This window comes from Yoonia sp. 208BN28-4 (genome assembly GCF_037543925.1).
In the GTDB taxonomy this organism is placed as follows: domain Bacteria; phylum Pseudomonadota; class Alphaproteobacteria; order Rhodobacterales; family Rhodobacteraceae; genus Yoonia.
In genome coordinates, this window is record NZ_JBBIFY010000002.1 from 277,871 (window position 1) to 294,824 (window position 16,954).

Consider the following 16,954-nt stretch of genomic DNA (forward strand, 5'->3'; position numbering starts at 1 on the left):
CAACCAAATCAGCGGCACTACTCATTGCAACGTCGCAAAAGCGCCCTCCGTGGGGAGGGAGTGCGCTGCCCGGCGATGCCGGGCGGGACAAGGATATGGTGTTTCGCATCACGCCGCTGCCTTTCGCTGTGCTTCGCCGCCAGACGTGGCCTGACCCTTCGTCAGCCGCGCCATGATCCGGTCCAGCACGACCTCGGACACGCGGGTAAAGCACAGGTAAAACACCAGCAGCCCGAAGAAGTACCACATGCGCCAGTCGGGGTGCGGGTAGTCGGTGAATTGCGGCGTCTTGGACCCGCCCAGCTCGCGCGACCAGTAGACGATATCCTCCACACCCAGCAGAAACAGCAGCGGCGTGGCCTTGATCAGCACCATCCAGAGGTTTGACAGGCCGGGCAGGGCATAGACCCACATCTGCGGCACAAGAATGCGCCAGAAGGTCTGGCGGCGCGACATGCCGTAAGCCTCTCCGGTTTCGATCTGCCCGCGTGGCACCGCCCGCATCGCGCCATAAAGCACGTTGGCCGCAAACGCCCCGAACACGATGGCAAAGGTCAGAACAGCAAGGAAAAACCCGTAGGTTTCGTGAATCCACTGCGGCGCGTTGCCAAGGGGCAGTTTCGCCTGCGCGCAGACGACAAAGTCATTGCCCTGCCGCACCGCATCGGGCCAGTCGGGGCACTTGATCCGGTGGCGGACGTATTCAAAGCCCTGATCCAAGGCGATGACAAAAAACAGGAAAAACGCGATGTCAGGCACACCGCGCACAATGGCGATGTAGGTTTTGCCGAACCAGCGCAGGGGCGCAAAATTGCTCCGCGCCGACGCCGCCCCGCCAAATCCGAACGCGAGTGCTGCCGGCGCTGTGATCGCCAAAAGCAACAGCACCGTGCCCAGCGAATAATACAGGTTCATGTGCTTGCCCGTGGTCAGGTAGCACGACAGCCAAGTGAACCCTTCAAGGGTGGCGGGATCTGCACAGTAGCTAAAGATGGCGCGCCCCTTTTGGTCTTGGCGGTTATGGGTCCGACGAACAGCATTGCATGTGATTGCGTTGTCGCCAATATGTATCGCTACGAAAACAGCAGTTTGAGGGCGTTGTATCATGGTGCAATCCATACTTGTCGTGGGATCGGGCATCATCGGCGCAGCGACGGCCCTGCATCTGGCGCGCGACGGCCACCGCGTGCGGGTGATCAGTGCGGGTGCTGGCCCTGCGACGGCGACCGCATTTGGCTGGATCAACGCAAGCTTCTACCTCGACATCGCCCACCACCACCTGCGTGTCGCGGGCATCGCGGCATGGCGCAGGCTTGCGTCAGAGCTTGCGCTTGATGTGACATGGCCGGGGTGTGTGTGCTGGGACATGCCCCCCGCTGAACTGGCGGCCACTTATGATGCACTTCGCGGCGTGGATTACCCCGTCGAGATGCTGACCCGCGCACAAGTCGCGGACATGGAGCCTGCCTTGCGCGACGCCCCGCAGACGGCTCTGTTCTTCCCCGAAGAAGGGGCGGCACAATCCGCAGCCATCCCACGGCAGTTGCTTGCAGCGGCGCAGTCATTTGGTGCGCAACTGATCGAGAATACGCCCGTGACAGGTGTCCATATGAGAAATGGCCGCGCCGCGGGCGTTGAGACAGCCCAAGGCAGGTTGCTCGCCGATCAGGTTATTGTCGCCGCTGGCACGGGCACGACGGCGCTGGCGCAAACAGCGGGTGTTGATATCCATCTGGTTCCGCGCCCCGCCTATATCGTGCGCACCACACCACTGCGGCCGATGCTCAACCACATCCTTGCCTCTCCCGTCGGGGAAATCCGGCAAGAGGCGTCGGGTCAGCTCCTCTTGCCCGCCGCACTTGGCCATCAGGGCGACACAACGACCTCGCTTACCCACACGCCCGAAGCGGCAGCCGATGACACCGTCGCGCGCCTGAAAGGTATGTTCCATGGGCTGGACAATCTGCGCTGGTCACAGGTGCAACGTGCCGAACGCCCTGTGCCCGAGGGCGGACAGCCGATCGTCGGCGCATTGGACAACGGACTTTACGTGGCGGTGATGCATTCGGGCATTACGCTTGGCCCGCTGATGGGTCAGCTTATTGCGCGTGAGATCACGCACGGCCTTGATGCGGATGAGGCGGCCCTTTTGGCCCCGTACCGCCCCCGACACTGAGAGCCGCACGAAAAAGGGCCGCCAAACTGGCGACCCTCTCTCACGTTTTGGTCTACTGCCGACTTAGAACGTCGCGGAGTCTGGCAGCCACTTCACGATCAGCTCGTTCAATGTGCCGTCGTCCTTCATGGACTGGATCGCCGCGCTGAACTTCTCACGCAGCTCTGCATCGCTTTCGCGCAGGCCAAGGCCGATACCGCCACCGATCAGAACGTCTTGGGACACCAGTGTCATGTCCGCGTCGGCCTCAGCAACAGGTGCGAGGAACGCTTTGTCGGCCAGAACCGCATCCGCTTCGCCGTTTTTCACAGCAGCGACAGTTTCGTCAGGTGTTGCGAATTCGAGCAGCGTTGCACCGCTTTCAGCCACATAGCTAGCCTGAATGGTGCCAGCTTGTGCCGCCACAACAGACCCTTCGATGTCGAAATCAGCGTTCATCGACAGGAATGCAGATGGATCGGGCTGTGTGTATGGGTCGGAGAAGTCGATCACTTCGTCACGCTCGTCCGTGATCGACATGCCAGCCATGATCACATCGTAGTTGCCGGACACGAGGTTGGGGATAATGCTGTCCCACTCGTTTGTGACCCACTCGCAGGTCAGCTCGGCACGTGCGCAAAGCTCGTCGCCCAGCTCGCGCTCGAAACCGTCAACTTCGCCAGCGTCGTTGAGGAAGTTATACGGAGGGTAGGCGCCCTCGGTGCCCATGCGGACAACGGCGTGGCCATCGGCCATTGCCATGCCAGCGGTCAGCGCCAGTGCGGCAGTGGAAAGGATCAGGTTTTTCATCAGGTTTCTCCCGTAAGTTGATGATTTGATTAATGTTGTGTGCTGGACAGAAAACCGCGCAGGCGGTCTGTCTTGGGGCTGCTGAAGAGTGTCTCCGGCGGTCCTTCTTCTTCGATCAGGCCTTGGTGCAGGAATACGACGTGGTCGCTGACATCAGCAGCCAACCGCATGTCGTGGGTGACGATCAGCATCGTGCGGCCTTCGGCGGCGAGGTCTTTGATCACCTTCACCACCTCTTGTTCCAGTTCAGGATCAAGCGCCGATGTGGGTTCGTCAAACAAGAGCGCTTTAGGCTCCATACAAAGGGCGCGCGCAATCGCGGCACGTTGCTGCTGGCCGCCGGAAAGCTGGGCAGGATAGACGTCGCATTTGTCACCGATGCCGACCTTGGCCAGATACTTGCGCGCTGCCTCCTCGACCTGCGCCGGATCGCGTTTCAGCACCGTCACGGGTGCTTCCATCACGTTTTGCAGGATCGTCATATGCGCCCAGAGGTTAAACTGCTGGAACACCATCGACAGGTTCGTGCGGATGCGGATCAGTTGCGCGTGATCACCGGGCCTGCGGTTATGGCCCGTGCCTTTCCACGTCACCGGTTCGCCGCAAAACAGCACCTCGCCTTGCTGGCTATCCTCAAGCAGGTTGGCGCAGCGTAGCAGCGTTGATTTTCCCGAACCGGACGAACCGATAAGCGACACCACATGGCCCGCGGGGGCGGCGATATTCACGCCTTTGAGCACCTCAAGTGACCCATAGGCCTTGTGAAGATCCTGAATTTCAATGACTGGCGCGGCGGTCGTCACGTGTTGGTCGTCCCTTACAGCTTCGGCGCAGTAGGGCTTATTTTTGCAGGGTTTGCAACGGATTCGGTCTGATGTGACCTAGGGTCAGGCCACGGCCTGTGTCAGTGCGGGGATGGGCAGAGCATAGTCTGCATCCGGCAGTTGTACGATATCGCGCCAGCCGATTGCGTCTTGGTGCTGCTGCGGTAATGCGGCAAGTGCGGCTTTGATCGCGGCAAAATACGGGGCAGGGTCGCGCTGGCCTGCGGTGATCAAGCTCATCGCCGGGCTGGACTGTGTTTGTCCGATGACACGCACCTCTTGCGACAGGGGATCATCGGCACACAGATGACGCCATGTTTGCGCGTCAATGCTGGCGCAATCGGCGGCACCGGTGGCCACGGCCCGCAGGCTGAGCGCATGCGCACCCGACGCAAGTTGCGGCACAAGGTCGATCCCTTTGCGGGCGGCCATCTGATGGGCCGCGCCAAAGCCCGATTGTGACATATAGTCGTTGATCACAAACCGCTGCTGCATGGCCGCGTAGGGATCGGTCACATCACTATCGCCGCGCACAATAAACAGCGTATTGTAATGACCGGGGGGGCAGTCAGGCAGGCCATAATCAGCCGTCCCGATCACGGTCACGGTCGGCGCGAATTTGGCCCGCAGCGGCAAGTTGCAAATCTGGCCCAGCACCAGATCATCCTGTGCCCATGTGTCCAGATGCGGCATCTCGTGATCCAGCGCGTCTGGTGCATCAAGGCCCGCGTCGCGCAGGTTGTCGCGGATCAGCACCCACAGCGCATCATAACCGGCCCGCGTCGACGGGCGGTCATACATCGGAAAACTGGCGATCATTTGCCCTGTTCGACCTCGCGGCGGGCGATATTGCTGTCTTGGTCGGTGACACCTAGCAAAGGCGCAACCATCCGCATGATGCTGTCCTCTTCCGCACCGCGCGCACCGTCTGCCAGCACGACTTCCCACATGGCCTTCATCACGCTGGTCCGCTCATCATAGGCCACGGCATCTTTGATCGCGCGGGTAAAGCGCACGGTGTCGGGCGCCTGCGCCTCAAGCTCTTCGCAGTCACGCAAAAGCGGCTCGGGGTCTGACAGGCCGTAACGGCGGGCCAGTACCTTCGAGATTTTCTCGCGCTCTGACACGGCATAATCACCGTCAGAGCGGGCCAGTCGCACAAGAAGCGCGCCAAGCGCCAGACGCGCATCGGTCTCGGGAAGCGGGGCGGGGTCGGGGGCGGTCAAACGCCGTATGAAATCACCAAACATGAATTGCGATATAGGGCCGCCTGCCGCAGCAGAAAACCCCAAAGCCCGCGCAATTATCCGTCATATCCTTCGACAATCACCAAATCGCCAGACGACACCGGATCGCGCAGCGCCTTAGCGGCCTGATATTCGGGGCTGTGATAGCAATCCTGCGCATCCTGAAAGCTGTCAAACTCAATCACGACGCTACGGGGTTTGGCTGTGCCTTCGACATCAACCCGCGTGCCGCCGCGCACGAGGAACCGCGCGTTGTATTTGGCAAACGCCACCGCATTGGCCGCACGATACGCCTCGTAGGCGTGCGGATCATCAACGGCGACATGGGCAATCCAGTATCCTTTGGGCATGTGTCAGACCTCCTTGGGTTGGGGCGCGCGGGTGGCAAATTTCGCTTTCAACCGCGCCAGTTCGTCTGACAGGCCATATGGTGGATTGACCACAAACAGCCCCGATCCCGTCATACCGTGTCCTTCGCGGGCAGGGGGAAAGGCCACTTCATGCAGCAACCCGTCCGGAATAGCGCGGCACAACGCGGCCGTCATCGGCGCATGGGCCCCGCTTGTCAGGATCGGATACCACAGCATGATGACGCCCACGGGCCACTTGCGGTGCAGTTTGGCGATGGTGTCCGGGATGCTCTGATAATCCGATTTCACCTCAAACGAGGGATCGATCAGCAAAAATCCGCGGCGCGGGTCTGGCGGGCAGCGTGACAACGCCATCTCCCAGCCATCCCTTTGGTCGCAGATCGCGCCATGAGGCTTCATCACAGCGGTGAGTGCGGCATGTTCTTGCGGGTGCAATTCCGACAAATAAAGCGGATCGGTAGACCGCAGCACCTGCGCGGCCACAAGCGGTGATCCGGGATAGGCATCCGGCCCATGCGCGACCTGCACCGCGGCCAGCGCCCGCAAATAGGGATGATCGGCAGGAAACCACCCATCGATCAGCGCGACGCCCTGCGCGGCCTCACCTGTTTTGGCGGCTTCGGTCCCGCCCAGATCGTAAAGCGCGCGGCCCGCGTGTGTCTCAAGATACGTCAGCGGTTTGGGCTTTTTGGTCATGTAATCAAGCGCCCAGGCCAAAGCGCCATGTTTGTGCACATCGGCCATATTTCCGGCGTGATAGGCGTGTTGATAAGAAAGCATGAACCATTTGCCCCGTAAGCTGTTAAGCATCGGTAACGTGTTGTTCAGATGGGGCCAAGGCCCATTGCTTTTGTCTGACAAGGGGTTACTCTTAATACAACTCACGGACGAACACGGCTATGAAATCGATTCCACTCCTCCTGCTCGGCGCCAGCCTGATGGCGACCTCTGCCCACGCGCAGTCCAATGGCGTGGAATTTACCATCGGCGCTGGCGCTTTGGCGGCTCCGGGGTATTTCGGGTCGGATGATTACGTCATCGGGCCAACAGGCAGCTTCAGTCTGGAACGCCTGCATTTTGGCAGCCTGTCCATTGGCGAAAACGGCACCAGTGACGGCTTTGGCTACCACGGCGGTTTCCGCTATATTGGGGAGCGGTCCTCGGACGAATTTTCAGAGCTTGAGGGCCTGAACGACGTAGATGCTGCCATCGAATTGGGCGGCGGCCTGCATTATGCAGCTGACGACTATTACCTATATGCCGATGTCCGCTACGGCGTGATCGGACATGAATCGCTCGTGGCCGAGGTGGGGGCAGATGCCTACTACCGCCCTACAAACGAACTGACACTTGCTGCTGGCCCCCGCGTGCTGATCGGCAGCGATGATTACGCCGATACCTATTTCGGCGTCACCGCGGCAGAGGCTGCGGCAAGCGGCTTTGACGCGTTTGATCCCGATGCCGGCGTCATCTCAAGCGGGCTTGAGGCATCTGCCACTTACCAGTTCAACGATGATTGGGGTGTGACCGGCACCGTGCGCTATGATCTGCTGCGCGAAGACGCAGCCGACAGCCCGATCACGGCTTCTGATGAACAGCTGTCGGTTGGCATCGTCCTGACGCGTTCGGTGTCCTTCGGCTTCTGATCGCGAAAAAGGCCGCTGCATTGTGTGCAACGGCCTTTTCGTATCATTTTGCCAAAAATACTCATCTTCTGGTGCTACACCAGCCGCGAATTCTCGACGGCTGCACGGACAAATCCGTCAAACAGGGGGTGCGGTGCAAACGGCTTTGACTTCAGTTCAGGGTGGAATTGCACACCAATGAACCACGGGTGATCGGACCATTCGACGATTTCTGGCAGCTTGCCATCCGGTGACATGCCAGAGAAACACAGCCCGTGCTTTTCCAACTGATCTCGGTATTTGATGTCGACCTCATAGCGGTGGCGGTGACGCTCTTCGATGGTTGTGGTGCCGTAAACCTCGGCAACTTTTGACCCTTCGGTCAGCGCGGCATCATAGGACCCAAGGCGCATCGTTCCGCCCTTGTCATCGTCTGCCTTGCGGGTCACCGCGTGATTGCCCTGAATCCATTCCTTGAGGTGATAAACCACAGGCTCGAACCGCTTTTTGCCCGCCTCGTGGTCAAACTCTTCCGAACCGGCGGTCGCCAGACCGGCGACATTACGCGCGGCCTCGATCACGGCCATCTGCATGCCCAGACAAATGCCCAGATACGGCACGTTGTGTTCGCGCGCGAATTGCGCAGCTTTAATCTTGCCCTCGGTGCCGCGTTCGCCAAAGCCGCCGGGCACAAGGATTGCGTGGAAACCAGTCAGGTGCGGGGCGGCGTCGCCCTTGTCAAAGACTTCTGCATCCACCCATTCGATTTTCACTTTCACACGGTTGGCCATGCCACCGTGCGTCAGCGCCTCGGCGATGGATTTATACGCGTCCTCCAACTGCACGTATTTGCCCACGATGGCGACTTTCACCTCGCCTTCGGGATTGTGGATGCGGTCATAGACGTCGTGCCAGACATCCAGCTTGGGCATCGGCGCTGGCGAGATATCAAACGCATCCAGCACCGCCTGATCAAGGCCCTGCGCGTGATAGGCCAGCGGCGCCTCGTAGATCGACTTGAGATCATAGGCTGGCACAACGCAGTTTTTGCGGACGTTACAAAAAAGCGCGATCTTCTCTAGCTCACGATCAGGGATTGGCTGTTCGGAGCGGCAGACCAGCACATCGGGCGCGATACCGATGGATTGCAGTTCCTTGACCGAGTGTTGCGTGGGCTTTGTCTTCAACTCGCCCGATGCGGTCAGGTAGGGCAGCAGCGTCAGGTGCATGAAAATGCACTGGCCGCGCGGCTTGTCATGGGCAAACTGGCGGATCGCTTCAAAGAACGGCAGACCTTCGATATCGCCCACCGTGCCGCCGATCTCGCAGAGCATGAAATCCACTTCATCCTCGCCGATGCGGATGAAGTCCTTGATCTCGTTGGTGACGTGCGGAACAACCTGAATGGTTTTCCCAAGGTAGTCGCCACGGCGCTCTTTTTCCAAAACGTTTGAATAAATCCGGCCAGACGACACAGAATCGGTTTTGCGGGCAGGGACGCCGGTGAACCGCTCATAGTGGCCAAGGTCGAGATCGGTTTCCGCGCCGTCGTCGGTCACAAACACCTCACCGTGTTCAAACGGTGACATCGTGCCCGGATCGACGTTCAGATAGGGATCAAGCTTGCGCAGCCGCACAGAAAACCCGCGGGCCTGCAACAGCGATCCCAACGCCGCCGAGGCAAGACCCTTGCCGAGAGATGACACAACGCCGCCAGTAATAAAGATAAATCGCGCCATCAGGCATCTCCCGTGAGTGTCAAAATTCAGCTACGGCGCAGACATCAAGATGCGCACCATCACGGGATTTAAGAATACGCGGATTCGCCCATCTCACGCAACCCGCAAACGCAAGATGATGTTGCCCAACCCCGAAGGTTGGACAAAATCTTGTGGATAACTCGTGGCTTAGTTGCCGGACGGCACCAGCGGTGCATCGTCGCTGGACGGTGGCAACAGATCGTCGCCCAGGCCCGGCACGGTTGTATCTTGCTCTTCCGCGGCAGGCTGGTCGCTCAGGCGATCCAGAACCGAAGCACCTGCCGATTGATCGGCTGCGATCAGTGTCAGCGCGATGGATGTGCAGATGAACGCAATCGCAAGAATCCATGTGAACTTGCCCGCTGCCGATTGGGGCGGACGGCTTGCGCCAGCACCGCCACCGCCGCCACCAATGCCCAGACCGCCGCCTTCCGACCGCTGCATCAGCACAGCGCCAATCAGGCTCAGCGCGAGGATCAGGTGGATGACAAGAATGACGTTTTCCATGGACGGACGTGCCTTTCGGGGCGTGGTGCAACTTGGCGGTATCTAAAAGCTGATCGGCCCTGCCGCAACCCCTAAGCCGGGGCTTTCTTCAGGCGTCGATATCATCCACATCCGCTTGTCCTGATAGCCGCCTGCGCACAATCGACCACGACAGCCCGATTGCCAGCACCAGTGACAGCACAACAAGCGCCAGCCATGTATTAAACGTGGGATCGGTCAGATCAATGAACCCCTGATCGTAAAGTACCCAAAGCAGGGTGCCCGCCACCGCCAGCACCAGCAGCATACCAAACACGCCAATGGATCGCAGCGTGGCCCGCAGATAGACGATATAACCCACCAGCAGCACCAGCCCGATCAGCACAGTGACCGGCAGGTTCGTTTCCCAGTTGGCCATGCCCCATCGCACAAAATTCCAGTCTGTCGGGTTATAGGTCGCGGCCAGCAGCAGAAATGCAAACGCCCAGCGCAGAAGAAAGCCCATCGTGATGCCTCGTGTGTCTTGTGTTGCGCCGGACCATGCCCAATCGGGCGCGGCTCTGTCCAGTGCGCAATTTGCGGTTTCGCCCGTTGGGGTGCATCGCTATAGAGGCGCGGGGATTGCAGCAAGGAAACACCTGACAATGGCAAACGTAGTGGTCGTGGGCGCCCAGTGGGGCGACGAAGGTAAAGGCAAAATCGTTGACTGGCTGTCGGAACGCGCCGATGTCATCGCGCGGTTTCAGGGCGGTCACAACGCTGGCCATACGCTTGTGATTGGCGAAGAGGTCTACAAACTCCACGCGCTGCCATCCGGTGTTGTGCGCGGCGGCAAGCTCAGCGTCATCGGCAACGGCGTTGTCCTCGATCCGTGGCATCTGATGAAAGAGATCGAAACCCTGCGTGGGCAGGGCGTCACGATCACGCCAGAGACTTTGATGGTCGCCGAGAACACACCCCTGATCATGCCGTTCCACGGCGAGTTGGACCGCGCGCGCGAAGGTCAGAACTCTGTCGCTAAGATCGGCACCACAGGTCGCGGTATCGGTCCGTGCTACGAGGACAAGGTCGGCCGTCGTGTGATCCGCGTCGCCGATCTGGCCGACGATGCCACGCTGGAGCTGCGCGTTGATCGTGCGCTGATCCACCACAACGCCCTGCGCAACGGTCTGGGCCTTGACCCCATCGACCGCGACGCGCTCCTCGCCCAACTCCGCGAGATTGCCCCTCAGGTGCTGGAATACGCCGCCCCCGTCTGGAAGGTGCTGAATGAAAAGCGCAAGGCCGGCAAACGCATCCTGTTCGAAGGTGCGCAAGGTGCGCTCCTCGACATCGACTTTGGCACATATCCGTTCGTTACATCCTCGAATGTCATCGCAGGGCAGGCGGCGGCTGGCACCGGCATGGGGCCGGGCGCGATTGAATTTGTGCTGGGCATCGTCAAAGCCTACACTACCCGCGTTGGTGAGGGTCCGTTCCCGACAGAACTGCACGATGCAGACGGCCAGATGCTGGGCGAGCGCGGCCATGAGTTTGGCACTACAACAGGTCGCAAGCGCCGCTGCGGCTGGTTTGATGCGGCGCTCGTCCGCCAGACCTGCGTGACCTCCGGCGTCACAGGCATCGCGCTCACGAAGCTCGACGTTCTCGACGGCTTCGAGACCCTCAAGATTTGCACCGGCTATGAACTAGACGGCACAACGCTGGACTATCTGCCAACCGCCGCCGACGAACAGGCGCGTTGCAAACCCATCTACGAAGAAATGCCCGGCTGGTCCGAAAGCACCGAAGGCGCGCGCTCATGGGCGGACCTGCCAGCGGCTGCGATCAAATACGTGCGCCGCGTGGAAGAGTTGATCGACTGCCCCGTCGCCCTACTTTCCACATCACCAGAACGCGAGGACACGATCCTCGTGACAGACCCATTCGCAGACTAAAGGACGGATCATGGCGCTCAGTTACAAGGCACGCAAACGCTGGGCGATTGCCATCCTGATTTTCGGGATTCCGCTTTATATTGTGTCGTGTGTGACGATCATGAACTGGCTCTACCCTGATCCACTCAATCGTCCGCCGCTTGGTGTGGAATTGCTGATCTATGTGGGGCTGGGCATTCTATGGGCCTTCCCGCTCAGGTCCATCTTCAAGGGTATCGGCCAAGCCGATCCCGACGCGCCACCGCCTGCCGATTGACGGCCCACAAGGCGGCACGATGCTCTGTGAACGCGCCGCTCTTCTTCTTTTGGACTAAAATACTTCCGCCGGAGGCACCCGGCGTTAACCAAAATGCGCTGCCGCCGCGTCGGTGCACGTCCGGTGCACACGCGGTGCACAGCTTTGCACCGCGCGAAACACCAGAAGTAAACGCACCGTGCGTCAGTGCGCGGGCTTGATAAACGTCCCGTTATTCAGATCCATCATCGCCTGACGCAATTCGGCTTGGGTGTTCATCACAATCGGCCCGTGCCACGCGACAGGCTCCTCAATCGGCGCGCCCGAAATCAGCAGGAACCTGATGCCTTCATCGCCCGCCTGCACGGTCACCTCATCGCCTGATCCAAAACGCACCAGCGTGCGGTTGCCGGACATATCGCGAATGTTCACCTCTTCGCCCAGCACCTCTTTCTCAAGCAGGATACCGGCAGGTTTGGCCGCATCGGTAAAGCTGCCAGCGCCTGCAAAAACGTAAGCAAAAGCGCGGCGATAGGTGTCGATCTTAAACGTTTTGCGCACACCAGCTGGCACTGAAACATCCAGATACTGCGGATCGGCAGCAATACCGTCCACCGGGCCTTTCTTGCCCCAGAAGTCACCGACGATCACGCGCACAGATGTACCGTCGTCATCGACAACCGTCGGAATATCCTTGGCCTCAACGTCCTGATAGCGGGGCGCTGTCATCTTCATGGAGCCGGGCAAGTTGGCCCAAAGCTGGAAGCCGTGCATCTGCCCATTGGCATTTCCGCGCGGCATTTCCTGATGCAGAATGCCCGACCCGGCGGTCATCCATTGCACGTCACCCGCGTTCAGATCGCCTGTGTTTCCAAGGCTGTCCGCATGCGCCACCGTGCCGTCGAGCACGTATGTAATCGTCTCGATCCCGCGGTGCGGGTGCCATGGAAAGCCTTTGGCGTAATCCTCTGGTCGCTCATTGCGAAAATCGTCAAACAGCAGAAACGGATCAAGCTCGCTTGGGTCCTGAAAGCCGAATGCACGGTGCAATTTCACGCCAGCGCCTTCCATGGTCGGAATGGCTTGGCGGGTCTCAAGTGTAGGTCTGATGGACATGTGATGTCTCCTTTGACCCTCAGTTAAGTTCACGCCGCACGTCCCGCAAGATCGCCATCTGTGCGGCTGTGCACACAATATGTCGGAAACGGGCGAGACGGACCGGCAACGGGGCGGCGAGCATTTGAGCGAAACACAAAAAGGAACGGCATTATGCAGGTTGGGTTCATCGGATTAGGCAACGTCGGCGGAAAGCTTGCGGGGAGTCTTTTGCGCAACGGATATGCGCTAAGCGTCTATGATCTTGATGCGTCCCTTGTGACCGGATTTGTGACGCGCGGTGCGGCCAGCGGCACTGGCCCCGCGCAGTTGATGCGTGATTGCGATGTCGTCATCACCTGTTTGCCCAGCCCTGCTGCTTGCGAGGATGTCGTGCTGGCCATGTTGCCAGAGGTCACCAGCGGCAAGATTTGGATGGAGATGTCCACAACCGACGCGGTCGAGGTCGCGAAGCTGGCCAAGCTGGTAAAGGCCAGCGGCGGTGCGGCGGTTGAATGTCCTGTGTCAGGCGGCTGTCACCGCGCCGATACGGGCAATATCAGCATCTTTGCAGGCTGTGATCGCGCGACTTTTGACAAGGTCCTGCCGCTCCTGACCACCCTTGGCCGCCGCGTCTTGCATACCGGTGATATCGGCACGGCCAGCACGCTCAAGGTGATGACCAATTATCTTGCCACCGCCAACCTGCTGACCGTATGCGAGGCGCTGGTCACGATGAAAGCCGCAGGGCTGGATCTTGCGACCACTTACGAGGCGATCAAGATCAGTTCCGGCACCAGTTTTGTGCACGAAACCGAAAGCCAGATGATCCTGAACGGGTGCCGCGATATCAACTTCACGATGGATCTGGTGAAAAAGGATATCGGCCTGTTTCAGGATATTGCCGAGCGCCACGATGTCCCGCTTGAGATCAGCCCGCTGATGGTGTCGATTTTCGAGGATGGCATCGCGCGCTATGGCGACCGCGCCCAGTCAGACGACATTATTCGCAGGCTTGAGGATGCAACTGGTCTTTCAATCACTGCCCCCGGATTTCCGGCTGAAATGGTCGATGATGAACCCGAAGAGCCGGGCTATGAGGTGAAGCCACCCCGCGGCTAATTGCGTCGGGGCTGGCAAAGCCCGTCATTCGCGGGTAATCCGTCGCCAAACAGGGGCGGGGGCCGATATGTTTCAACCGGATCAGGACGGAATTTATGCAACGGTCTCCGCATCGCCGATGCGACGACTTTTCGCCTGTGGTGTTCTTTTTTTGCTAGGCGGTCTGGTGATCTACATCGCCCTGCTGCCGCCGTTCAAAGTTGTCCTGACCCCGCTGCTGCTGGCCCTCGGGATCGGGACGCTGGTGATCGGTGACAAGCTGCGCCGCGCCACGCTTTTGTCGGTCTATCTGACAGCGGATGACGTGCGCAGCAGCGACGGCGAAGTCCTTGCGACACTGGCGGAAATCGAGGCCGTGAACCGTGGTGCCTTCGCGTTCAAACCGTCCCACGGCTTTACGCTGATCCTCAAGAGCAGCGGCCCGCGCAGTTGGGCACCGGGAATGTGGTGGCGTCTGGGGCGCAGGCTTGGCGTGGGCGGCGTTACAGCATCAGGCCAAACCAAATTCATGGCCGAACAGATCGCGTTGCGCATCTCGACCACGTAAAAAAGCCCCCGACGCTAAGCGTCAGAGGCTCATTTTGTCATGTGATCAGTCGATCAGCACTTTGCGTCAACCGGATCGGTTTCCGCTGTCGGCGCAAAGCAAAGCTGCGTGGAAAAGCGCGGGCGCGTCACGATAAAGCTTTCGAATTCAAACTCGTTCAGACCCAGATTGTATTCGTATTGCGGCACATAGTCTGTCCATGTCTCGACAATAATCGCGCGCTCTTGGTCTTTCAGAAGCGGAAGCTGGTTGCTGATATCGGGCAGATCGCTTGTCCGCAGCGTTGGCTTGTCGCCGCGTTCGCGTGACCAGCGTACGACGTATTTGTTCTTGTCTTCATTCCACATGATGACTGTCAGGCGGTAGCTGGGAACTGTGTCCGACATTGTCAAAAACCGCAGCATGCCGCGCATCCCGTTCAGGTAGGACGGTGTGATGTATTCCGTTTCACGGCTCACCATGTCGGCCAATGTGGTGGCAGCTTTTGTTGCAACGTGCTCGGACCGGTAAGCGTGAAAATACGAGATCGTCGACAACAGGCACCAGCACAACAGCGGCACCATAAAGACCATCTCGACAGTACCACTGCCGCTTTCGTCGCGGCGCAAGCGGCGCAGGCGGGCAAGGATTGATTTTGTCAGGCTCATTGGAATGGCTCCATCACAAAGGAGGACACGGCCGTCAGCGCATAAGCGCCTTCGCTTTCCTTGGGGATCGCGGACCCGATAATCGTGTTGGGCATCACCGGATCGTAAAGCGCGCAGACCCGCAGAACCATCAGCTGGTTGTTGCCGCCGGTCGTGAAGTTGATCAGCGGCGTGCCAACCTGCACGCGGTCAATACAGTCGGGTTGCGCCGACATATTCTGCCAGTTGCGCGGATCACGGATCACCATTTCCAGCTTCACCTGGTTCAGGCAGTCAGGGATCACGAGAGCTTCTTCACAGATCGCTGCTTTCAGGTCGTCGTGCTTGGGATCGGGGATCGCCCCGATCCGCACGCGGCGCACGACCACATCAAGACCGCGTTCCAACATCACCTGACGTGTGGACAGGATGCCTGTCTCGTAGGTGGTGAAGGTAATCATGATCGCCAGCGGCATCATCATCACGAATTCGATCGACGCGTTGCCACCTTCCGAACGGCCGAACCGTCCCAGAAAACTGGCGATGGGGCGAAGGTAATTGATCATAGCGTCAACCTCAGGTCGGTGATTTGGGCCGCGATGGCTTCGAAGATCGAGACAAGCTCGGACCCGCTTGCATTGTGGTAGTGGCTTGGCGACGACGCGCAGTAAGACATCAAGGATTCGCCCGCCGATGTGGCTTCGAAAGCGATTGTGTGGATCTGGATGCCTTTCAGCTTGGCCGCGTCACACAGGTTCTTGGTCAGCTGGTCCGCGTCACTTTCGCCTTCGATCCCGTAAAGCTCGAGGTACTTGGGCGCGGTGTAACGCACATAGGTCCAATCATCCCGCGTGGTGTTTGTGGCGTAGTTTGCGGTCCAGTTATCCAGATTGTAGTCTTCCCAGTGCGCGATTTCGCTGGGCGTATCATAGTGTTCGTCGTCCAGACGATAGGACCACTGGTTGTCACCGTCGGTCATCAGCACGATGAATTTCTCCGTGCGCGAATCCGGGTTGGTGGCAGAGGGGTAGTCAAACGGACGTCCGCTGAATTCGCCTTCCTGTCCACCGGCAACCATTGCGCGTGTCGATGGGTCAAGCAAAGCCGCACCCCACTTCAGACCAAGGTGGATCGACGTACTGTTACGCGGCGCAAGAAGCTCGATCTGGTCATCAATATTGTCTTTGTTCTGCGACATGAAGATCACCCGTTCCTGCGTATAACGCGGGCAGACAGGGTTCGAGATGCTGGCCGTGCCATCATCGCGGTCATAATATTGGAAATGCTGGACCTGCGTATAGGTCAACGATGTGTTCCATGCGGGCGATGCAAATTCCGAATCCGGAATGTTCAGGCAGTGTGAATAGTCGTGGTCATGCTGCTTGTTGGTCACGCGACCAAACAGGGTTGGGCCAATGTTCACGTCAGCCGAATAGGGGACCAACGACAGAGAAATCTTGCCACGGTGTTGTTCGGTGAAGATCGCGGCAGTAAACGCTTTGGCCGCCTCTTGCAGGGCCTGCATCTTGGTCTGCGCCAATGGTGTGCCGTTCTCGTCGTGCGTGGTTTCCCGCATGGAACCCGAGATATCCACGACAAGCGAGATTTCCACGTTGCCCACACCCTCAATCGCCTTTGAGCTGCTGCCAGCGGTCAGAGCGTCGATGCCGACGAGTTTGAGAAAGAATGTATCAAGCTCCATCTCGGCTTTGACCTGCACGGCGCGATAGTTCGCGTCGTCGCCGCCCGATGCAGTCGGTTGACCGACAAGATACTGGTCCAGTCCGGCCTTCACAAAGTAATCAAGTGCGATGGCTTCGGCTTCTTCGTCTGTGCTGGAGTTGCGCAGGCTGGCACCGGCAAGGGCCGCACGGTCCGACACGCCCTGCAACATCGAGCGGCGCGATTCAAAGCGCATGAAGTCAACGGCCATACCGCCAAGGATCAACATCACGACAAGCAGATAGAGAGAGAAAACGATCATGCTGCCGTTTTCATCGCGTCCGAACTGGCGCATCAGTTTGCGCAAAGGATGCCTGCTGTGGGCCTTGTGCTGTGTCATCTGAACCATCACTCGTTTTCCATTCCCGCGTTACCATCGTGACCACAAAAGC

The 16,954-nt window shown here is 59.2% G+C and carries 20 protein-coding genes; 6 read left to right on the plus strand and 14 right to left on the minus strand.

Annotated features, from left to right (window positions below; genetic code table 11):
* Window positions 1-108: 108 nt before the first annotated feature.
* On the minus strand, window positions 109-993 hold the full coding sequence (locus tag V8J84_RS07470; protein ID WP_339930697.1) for an ABC transporter permease: 885 nt from the start codon (window positions 991-993) through the stop codon (window positions 109-111).
* 112 nt (window positions 994-1,105) lie between these two features.
* Between V8J84_RS07470 and V8J84_RS07475 the strand changes: the two genes are divergently transcribed.
* Window positions 1,106-2,176 (plus strand): NAD(P)/FAD-dependent oxidoreductase, encoded by a 1,071-nt coding sequence (locus tag V8J84_RS07475; RefSeq protein ID WP_339929650.1) that lies wholly within the window; start codon window positions 1,106-1,108, stop codon window positions 2,174-2,176.
* Between the two features lie 63 nt (window positions 2,177-2,239).
* Here V8J84_RS07475 and V8J84_RS07480 read toward each other — a convergent pair whose 3' ends face one another.
* The 6 genes from V8J84_RS07480 to V8J84_RS07505 all read right to left on the minus strand — a co-directional run bounded on the left by V8J84_RS07480 (window position 2,240) and on the right by V8J84_RS07505 (window position 6,187).
* Window positions 2,240-2,965, minus strand: coding sequence for a transporter substrate-binding domain-containing protein (locus V8J84_RS07480; protein ID WP_339929652.1), 726 nt, complete (start codon window positions 2,963-2,965; stop codon window positions 2,240-2,242).
* Window positions 2,966-2,994: 29 nt separating this feature from the next.
* Complete coding sequence (locus V8J84_RS07485) at window positions 2,995-3,768, minus strand: ABC transporter ATP-binding protein (RefSeq protein WP_339929654.1); 774 nt, start codon at window positions 3,766-3,768, stop codon at window positions 2,995-2,997.
* Window positions 3,769-3,852: 84 nt separating this feature from the next.
* Entirely contained in the window at window positions 3,853-4,608 is a 756-nt protein-coding gene (locus V8J84_RS07490) for a PhnD/SsuA/transferrin family substrate-binding protein (protein WP_339929656.1), read from the minus strand.
* On the minus strand, window positions 4,605-5,039 hold the full coding sequence (locus V8J84_RS07495) for a tellurite resistance TerB family protein (RefSeq protein WP_339929658.1): 435 nt from the start codon (window positions 5,037-5,039) through the stop codon (window positions 4,605-4,607). The genes V8J84_RS07490 and V8J84_RS07495 overlap by 4 nt, the downstream gene beginning before the upstream one ends.
* A 53-nt stretch (window positions 5,040-5,092) precedes the next feature.
* The gene (locus tag V8J84_RS07500) at window positions 5,093-5,386 is read right to left on the minus strand and encodes a DUF1330 domain-containing protein (RefSeq protein WP_339929660.1); all 294 of its coding nucleotides are present in this window, start codon (window positions 5,384-5,386) and stop codon (window positions 5,093-5,095) included.
* Between the two features lie 3 nt (window positions 5,387-5,389).
* A complete protein-coding gene (locus V8J84_RS07505; RefSeq protein WP_339929662.1) occupies window positions 5,390-6,187 on the minus strand; it encodes a 23S rRNA (adenine(2030)-N(6))-methyltransferase RlmJ in 798 nt (265 codons plus the stop codon).
* A 119-nt stretch (window positions 6,188-6,306) separates the two neighbouring features.
* Here V8J84_RS07505 and V8J84_RS07510 point away from each other — a divergent pair, with 119 nt between their 5' ends.
* Window positions 6,307-7,053 carry a MipA/OmpV family protein gene (locus V8J84_RS07510; protein ID WP_339929664.1) on the plus strand — a complete coding sequence of 249 codons (747 nt, stop codon included), beginning with the start codon at window positions 6,307-6,309 and terminating at the stop codon, window positions 7,051-7,053.
* A gap of 74 nt (window positions 7,054-7,127) precedes the next feature.
* Here V8J84_RS07510 and V8J84_RS07515 read toward each other — a convergent pair whose 3' ends face one another.
* The 3 genes from V8J84_RS07515 to V8J84_RS07525 all read right to left on the minus strand — a co-directional run bounded on the left by V8J84_RS07515 (window position 7,128) and on the right by V8J84_RS07525 (window position 9,783).
* On the minus strand, window positions 7,128-8,771 hold the full coding sequence (locus V8J84_RS07515) for a CTP synthase (protein ID WP_339929666.1): 1,644 nt from the start codon (window positions 8,769-8,771) through the stop codon (window positions 7,128-7,130).
* Window positions 8,772-8,939: 168 nt separating this feature from the next.
* Window positions 8,940-9,299, minus strand: a complete 360-nt coding sequence (gene secG / locus V8J84_RS07520; RefSeq protein ID WP_339929668.1) for a preprotein translocase subunit SecG — start codon at window positions 9,297-9,299, stop codon at window positions 8,940-8,942.
* An 88-nt stretch (window positions 9,300-9,387) separates the two neighbouring features.
* Entirely contained in the window at window positions 9,388-9,783 is a 396-nt protein-coding gene (locus V8J84_RS07525; RefSeq protein WP_339929670.1) for a DUF6524 family protein, read from the minus strand.
* A 139-nt stretch (window positions 9,784-9,922) separates the two neighbouring features.
* Between V8J84_RS07525 and V8J84_RS07530 the strand changes: the two genes are divergently transcribed.
* Both V8J84_RS07530 and V8J84_RS07535 read left to right on the plus strand, forming a co-directional pair.
* Entirely contained in the window at window positions 9,923-11,215 is a 1,293-nt protein-coding gene (locus tag V8J84_RS07530) for an adenylosuccinate synthase (RefSeq protein ID WP_339929672.1), read from the plus strand.
* 10 nt (window positions 11,216-11,225) lie between these two features.
* The gene (locus V8J84_RS07535; protein ID WP_339929674.1) at window positions 11,226-11,471 is read left to right on the plus strand and encodes a DUF2842 domain-containing protein; all 246 of its coding nucleotides are present in this window, start codon (window positions 11,226-11,228) and stop codon (window positions 11,469-11,471) included.
* 183 nt (window positions 11,472-11,654) lie between these two features.
* Here V8J84_RS07535 and V8J84_RS07540 read toward each other — a convergent pair whose 3' ends face one another.
* Window positions 11,655-12,566 carry a pirin family protein gene (locus V8J84_RS07540; RefSeq protein ID WP_339929676.1) on the minus strand — a complete coding sequence of 304 codons (912 nt, stop codon included), beginning with the start codon at window positions 12,564-12,566 and terminating at the stop codon, window positions 11,655-11,657.
* 153 nt (window positions 12,567-12,719) lie between these two features.
* Between V8J84_RS07540 and V8J84_RS07545 the strand changes: the two genes are divergently transcribed.
* Complete coding sequence (locus V8J84_RS07545) at window positions 12,720-13,667, plus strand: NAD(P)-dependent oxidoreductase (protein ID WP_339929678.1); 948 nt, start codon at window positions 12,720-12,722, stop codon at window positions 13,665-13,667.
* Between the two features lie 67 nt (window positions 13,668-13,734).
* Window positions 13,735-14,214 (plus strand): hypothetical protein, encoded by a 480-nt coding sequence (locus V8J84_RS07550; protein ID WP_339929680.1) that lies wholly within the window; start codon window positions 13,735-13,737, stop codon window positions 14,212-14,214.
* Between the two features lie 53 nt (window positions 14,215-14,267).
* Here the strand turns inward: V8J84_RS07550 and V8J84_RS07555 are convergent, their stop codons facing one another.
* Genes V8J84_RS07555 through V8J84_RS07565 form a run of 3 tightly spaced genes read right to left on the minus strand, consistent with a single transcriptional unit; the run spans window position 14,268 to window position 16,857 of the window.
* A complete protein-coding gene (locus tag V8J84_RS07555) occupies window positions 14,268-14,861 on the minus strand; it encodes a TadE/TadG family type IV pilus assembly protein (RefSeq protein WP_339929682.1) in 594 nt (197 codons plus the stop codon).
* Entirely contained in the window at window positions 14,858-15,406 is a 549-nt protein-coding gene (locus V8J84_RS07560) for a TadE/TadG family type IV pilus assembly protein (RefSeq protein WP_339929684.1), read from the minus strand. The genes V8J84_RS07555 and V8J84_RS07560 overlap by 4 nt, the downstream gene beginning before the upstream one ends.
* The gene (locus V8J84_RS07565; protein WP_339929686.1) at window positions 15,403-16,857 is read right to left on the minus strand and encodes a TadE/TadG family type IV pilus assembly protein; all 1,455 of its coding nucleotides are present in this window, start codon (window positions 16,855-16,857) and stop codon (window positions 15,403-15,405) included. The genes V8J84_RS07560 and V8J84_RS07565 overlap by 4 nt, the downstream gene beginning before the upstream one ends.
* Window positions 16,858-16,954: the final 97 nt, after the last annotated feature.

What these genes read in the sequence shown, in the direction of transcription:
- V8J84_RS07565 (WP_339929686.1), bottom strand. Translation starts at nt 16,857, where the DNA reads ATGCGCCAGTTCGGACGCGATGAAAACGGCAGCATGATCGTTTTCTCT.
- V8J84_RS07495 (WP_339929658.1), bottom strand. Translation starts at nt 5,039, where the DNA reads ATGTTTGGTGATTTCATACGGCGTTTGACCGCCCCCGACCCCGCCCCG.
- V8J84_RS07500 (WP_339929660.1), bottom strand. Translation starts at nt 5,386, where the DNA reads ATGCCCAAAGGATACTGGATTGCCCATGTCGCCGTTGATGATCCGCAC.
- V8J84_RS07525 (WP_339929670.1), bottom strand. Translation starts at nt 9,783, where the DNA reads ATGGGCTTTCTTCTGCGCTGGGCGTTTGCATTTCTGCTGCTGGCCGCG.
- V8J84_RS07530 (WP_339929672.1), top strand. Translation starts at nt 9,923, where the DNA reads ATGGCAAACGTAGTGGTCGTGGGCGCCCAGTGGGGCGACGAAGGTAAA.
- V8J84_RS07505 (WP_339929662.1), bottom strand. Translation starts at nt 6,187, where the DNA reads ATGCTTTCTTATCAACACGCCTATCACGCCGGAAATATGGCCGATGTG.
- V8J84_RS07510 (WP_339929664.1), top strand. Translation starts at nt 6,307, where the DNA reads ATGAAATCGATTCCACTCCTCCTGCTCGGCGCCAGCCTGATGGCGACC.
- V8J84_RS07550 (WP_339929680.1), top strand. Translation starts at nt 13,735, where the DNA reads ATGTTTCAACCGGATCAGGACGGAATTTATGCAACGGTCTCCGCATCG.
- V8J84_RS07475 (WP_339929650.1), top strand. Translation starts at nt 1,106, where the DNA reads ATGGTGCAATCCATACTTGTCGTGGGATCGGGCATCATCGGCGCAGCG.
- V8J84_RS07560 (WP_339929684.1), bottom strand. Translation starts at nt 15,406, where the DNA reads ATGATCAATTACCTTCGCCCCATCGCCAGTTTTCTGGGACGGTTCGGC.
- V8J84_RS07480 (WP_339929652.1), bottom strand. Translation starts at nt 2,965, where the DNA reads ATGAAAAACCTGATCCTTTCCACTGCCGCACTGGCGCTGACCGCTGGC.
- V8J84_RS07555 (WP_339929682.1), bottom strand. Translation starts at nt 14,861, where the DNA reads ATGAGCCTGACAAAATCAATCCTTGCCCGCCTGCGCCGCTTGCGCCGC.
- V8J84_RS07535 (WP_339929674.1), top strand. Translation starts at nt 11,226, where the DNA reads ATGGCGCTCAGTTACAAGGCACGCAAACGCTGGGCGATTGCCATCCTG.
- secG (WP_339929668.1), bottom strand. Translation starts at nt 9,299, where the DNA reads ATGGAAAACGTCATTCTTGTCATCCACCTGATCCTCGCGCTGAGCCTG.
- V8J84_RS07540 (WP_339929676.1), bottom strand. Translation starts at nt 12,566, where the DNA reads ATGTCCATCAGACCTACACTTGAGACCCGCCAAGCCATTCCGACCATG.
- V8J84_RS07515 (WP_339929666.1), bottom strand. Translation starts at nt 8,771, where the DNA reads ATGGCGCGATTTATCTTTATTACTGGCGGCGTTGTGTCATCTCTCGGC.
- V8J84_RS07490 (WP_339929656.1), bottom strand. Translation starts at nt 4,608, where the DNA reads ATGATCGCCAGTTTTCCGATGTATGACCGCCCGTCGACGCGGGCCGGT.
- V8J84_RS07545 (WP_339929678.1), top strand. Translation starts at nt 12,720, where the DNA reads ATGCAGGTTGGGTTCATCGGATTAGGCAACGTCGGCGGAAAGCTTGCG.